This is a genomic window from Paenibacillus sp. 3LSP, from assembly GCF_032465655.1.
GTDB classification, from domain to species: Bacteria; Bacillota; Bacilli; order Paenibacillales; family Paenibacillaceae; genus Fontibacillus; species Fontibacillus barengoltzii.
This window is the reverse complement of sequence record NZ_JAWDJI010000184.1, coordinates 1-4285: the sequence shown is the minus strand read 5'-3', so window position 1 is coordinate 4285 and position 4285 is coordinate 1. Positions and strand designations below refer to the sequence as shown.

The 4285-nt window shown below is 38.0% G+C and carries 4 protein-coding genes; all 4 read right to left on the bottom strand.

The genetic code is table 11. The features are described from left to right. Positions 1-1214 (bottom strand): BppU family phage baseplate upper protein (locus tag RW092_RS15670; protein WP_316010640.1); only part of this gene is annotated, 1214 nt, incomplete at its 3' end. Positions 1215-1225: 11 nt separating this feature from the next. Further along, complete coding sequence (locus RW092_RS15665) at positions 1226-2275, bottom strand: hypothetical protein (RefSeq protein ID WP_316002687.1); 1050 nt, start codon at positions 2273-2275, stop codon at positions 1226-1228. Then, the gene (locus tag RW092_RS15660; RefSeq protein WP_316010639.1) at positions 2275-3318 is read right to left on the bottom strand and encodes a phage tail protein; all 1044 of its coding nucleotides are present in this window, start codon (positions 3316-3318) and stop codon (positions 2275-2277) included. The genes RW092_RS15665 and RW092_RS15660 overlap by 1 nt, the downstream gene beginning before the upstream one ends. A gap of 8 nt (positions 3319-3326) precedes the next feature. Further along, positions 3327-4160, bottom strand: a complete 834-nt coding sequence (locus tag RW092_RS15655) for a phage tail family protein (protein ID WP_316002685.1) — start codon at positions 4158-4160, stop codon at positions 3327-3329. Positions 4161-4285 lie beyond the last annotated feature (125 nt).

The window sequence follows — 4285 nt, the reverse complement described above, 5'->3', positions numbered from 1 at the left end:
CCCAAAGGCGCTTTACCTAGCCAGTAAGGGTCATCTAGTAAGTTGGGCTGGTATGGTGTAGCGTTTGTTCCTTGCTCAACTTTAATATTTTCGATTAAAACCGTTCCAACAAATGGTTCTGTTGATGTTGTATTAATTGTGAAGTACATTCTATCAAACTTTGATGGGTCTGTTGCAGCGCTAGAATTGGCTGTTGTATATATTCTAGTCTTCTGACCAACAGAAGCATCTTTACCTGTTAACGGTAATATAATCGTTCCGTTAGGACTTTTCCTATAACCTAACCTTAAATTTTCTAGTTTTCCTGTGTATCCCTCAGAAACGGTAACATCTGCACTTAATGTATATTGAGTATTTGGTAATAAAGCTGGAATATTTTTCATAGATTCTAAAAAAGCAGCCCCATCAGTTTTAGTGAAAGTTACTTTTAAGGCATTCCCAGCATCTTCCACAGTAACACCAGACTGCGTATAAAAATTACTAGCTTTTAACGGTATTATTAAATTCGGATTCCCACTATAATCATAGTCCCCGAAGTCGATGCTATTGCTGTACATTTTCTTCAACTTGCCGAGATCGCCGATTTGCTGATTCGTTTGATCAATACGATCATTTGCCTTATCAATATTAGTATTGAGAGTTGCGACATCTTGATTGGCTTTCGTGATTTTGTCGTTTGTGTCTTTCAGTTTCGCATCAATCTGCGTTTCAGATTCCGCAATTTTCTGATCAATCTCTTGCTTTCCATCAGCTAGAATTTTCTCGATTTTATCAATGGTCTGACTGAAACCATTGAAATAATAATCTTCCAATTCTGGCGTACTATCATCGATTGGACTGCGTTTGATGTCAAAAGTAAAACGACCAGCTGTATCTAACGAGCGGTCGTTTGGGAAATCAATATATACGCTACCTTCTACTTTTCCGACATATCCTAAAATATTATCTTCTAATACGATAGACACAATGCCATTCACACGATCTTCAATGGTGGCAAGATAGTCATGTTTTCCATATCCGTCTTCTGCTGTTGCAGATTTAAATATCAGACGAATAGGAACCGTAGTTCCTTCGGGTAAGCTTTGAGGGATGCCGTTTTTCCGAACTAACTTCATTCGAAGCTTAGCCGTTCCTCGATCATGCGACCAAAAAACAACATTCGTATCATTGGGCTTAATTGCTTCCGCTTGGATCACAATGATCGATTCATTCATTTTATAAACCATCAACTTAACACCTGCCCATTGTTGATAATCAAACCTCTGCCGATAATTTTATTTTCAGTTGTTGCAAATCCTGCAGCTGGCTTGGCATATCTAGCAGTTGCTGCATCAACGTACACCCCAATGCTATTGCCTGAACCTTTCAAGTCGCCCACGCTAAACTCTGATAGCAAACGAACTTGCACAGCTATGTCTTGATTAATGAATGTTGTTGAACCATACATATTCATCTTAGAAGTCCCACCTACGTATACAGCGTTATATGCCAATGATTTAGTATTCTCCGCAAATTTACACTGACTAATAGCCATATAGCCACTCTGTTCATTGACAATTCCATACTGTCTTCCTTGAAAGAGAGGAGAATTTGCAGTGTCAACGATCTGCATTCCAACGATTTGACAATAGCCAGTACATGTTGCGAACATAATACTTCTAACTTTAACTGGACAATCAGACACTTGAGGGTCTAACATGCTAGTATCATTTAGAGGACGTATGACAAACGTTCTAAATGTTAAACCATTGACAAATACATCTTCCAAATACACCCCATCGCTAATCCAGATGGTGACAGATGATGTAGTAATGAGCGGAACTGAATTAACTGCAGTTTGAATCGTGAGAAATGGTTTCTCTTGGGATCCATCTCCAGTCTGATCGTTTCCATTTTTTGAAACATAAATATTGATAGGTTCGTTATACCCTCCAATGATTTGTTGGACTGCTTTGTTTAATTGCTCCACTTGTGCTTTTTGACTAGCGGCATTTGTAATTAATTCACTAATTTGTTCATCTGTCAGGTTTTCATGTTCTACCAATCTGCCGTGTAACGTAGGAAAGGTTTCTCCTCTATTGTTTACCCGTGCATCCACTACTTCGTTTGGTGAATCACCGCCCGAGTTGATTACGAGATTATCAATACGACTGTTCGTTGTTTTGTCTTGATCAGATAGTTTCTTTTCAAGATCATTGAGGTAATCAATGTTTTTATTAAATTTCTCTTTCCATTCCGTAGAGATACGGTTACTGATTAATTTTAATAACCCCATCAAATCACTCCTTTCTGTGCCATTTCAGCGAGTATTGACGTCATTGTTTTCTTTGTGTTGCTCAATGTGATTTCTGGTGGCTTATTTGGTATCGCTGGATACGTCTTGATTCCTACCACTTGAATGTACGTATTGGTATTCAAAGGTTCATAAATGAATGGGACATGGTCACCTTTGTTGGGACTGATTTTCCATTTTAAGGTTACGGATCCCGAAATACTTGGATAATCTTGCAAGTCTGTCTTTAACCGCTCGAGCATGTTTCCTGATACAGTATACCGTTCATCTTTAACAGGATCTTGTATCCTGATTCCCCACTTCTGTGATTCAGGACTTGTGTAAGTGATAGGAGTAAATCTATAGTCACTATCTTTAGGATTCTCAGTATTTGCACCATCCTTCAATTTTCCATAGCCTTTGATTTGTGTCTTTAGACTGTACGTATCAATATCGAATGACACTTCATCTGTATTGTATTTATAGCGAATCTGTTCTTCCGTCCGCTGGCCGTACTCACTGGCAGGATAGAAAGTTAGATGTTTATTATTCGGAATCACAACTGCATTATAGTCAGACAGAATCTCATTGATCAGCTTCAAGTAATTCGCATTACCAAAGTTTTCTTGTTCGACTGTAAGGAATTTCTTGTTTGGATCAATGACTTCCCATGAAAAGCCACGACTCCCTGCACTAAATATATGCGTGAGTAACTGGCTAATAGATCTCGCACCAGTTACTGTATCGTACTGATAGCCATCTTGAACCGTGTAATAGATATGTGTCGCAACCACTTGTTTCGTCAACAACTGTCCAAGTGCTTTGCGAGTCATTTCTTTGATTATAAATTCCTGTCCGTTGTAGAAAACAGAAGACTCGTATTCAACTAAATCAAATACTTCTTGATTCAACGAATTGCTGGTAACGGTAAAGCCAATCTCCCACGTTTCATTTTGTTGCCAGTTTTCATAAAAAGAACCCTTGTCATAACCGACAAGGATTTCTTCTTTGGTTTGTTCATAATTTCGAATAATTAAATCAGTCACTCAATCACCTACTTATATAAGAAACGGAAATCCCATGAAGATTTCACGCGAGTAATATTTTGGATCTCGATTTCATTGGCTCCCTCAACCAAATTGATTAGGCCATGATTCGTATTGATCCCACAACTTACACCGTTCAATTTTGGAATCACGCCATCCAAGACTAATGTCTGTCCGAGATTCGTAGAAAGTGATGGATAGTAAATAAATCGATCGCCAGTTGTTTTATTGAAAATCGTCACATTTCCTTCTGATTCTCCTTCTAATGCGATCCGCAGATAATGTTCACGTGGATCAATTTCAAAGCTTCCAGCATTGTAAATAATGAAGTGACTAGTCTGATGCGTGTACTTGTAATCTTCCGCCACTAGACCTTGCGAGAACTGCCATTCTTCTTCTAGATTGAAATCCGTTAAAGTGGTTGCGATTGATTCAGAATATCCTCTGATAGCTCCCAGATTTACAGTATATCTTGTGTAAATTGTGCCTTTTCTTTCGTCGTCAATAGAATCATAAACTACTCGATATTTTTTGCCTGGTTCTTTGCTGTAAATTAGATAAAATTCTGGTTCTCTAGTAAACAATTCGCGGAGTTCCGTCTTTTGTAAAACTAAGTCAAACATTGATTGCTCTCTACTTCGAATATCAAATGAGAGAGTAATAGGAAAAGCGTCAAACGAGCTGTTCGAAAGACGCTTTCCATTCGTGCCAGAAAATTCAACAAACTCATTTTTTGCCACTGGCATACCTATATTAATGTCAATCAATCTCAGATAAGAATTATTTGTCAATTCGACAATTTCATCAGAAAATGCAAGATATACACGAGTTTTCTCATTCATTAAACTATCCTCCTCTCATGTACGATCTACGATTCAATACTTTTCCAAAACGTTGATCCATATTATCCCCTACTAAAGTTCCATCCAAATAACTTGAGACCCGTACTGGTTGTTTTGCAATTACT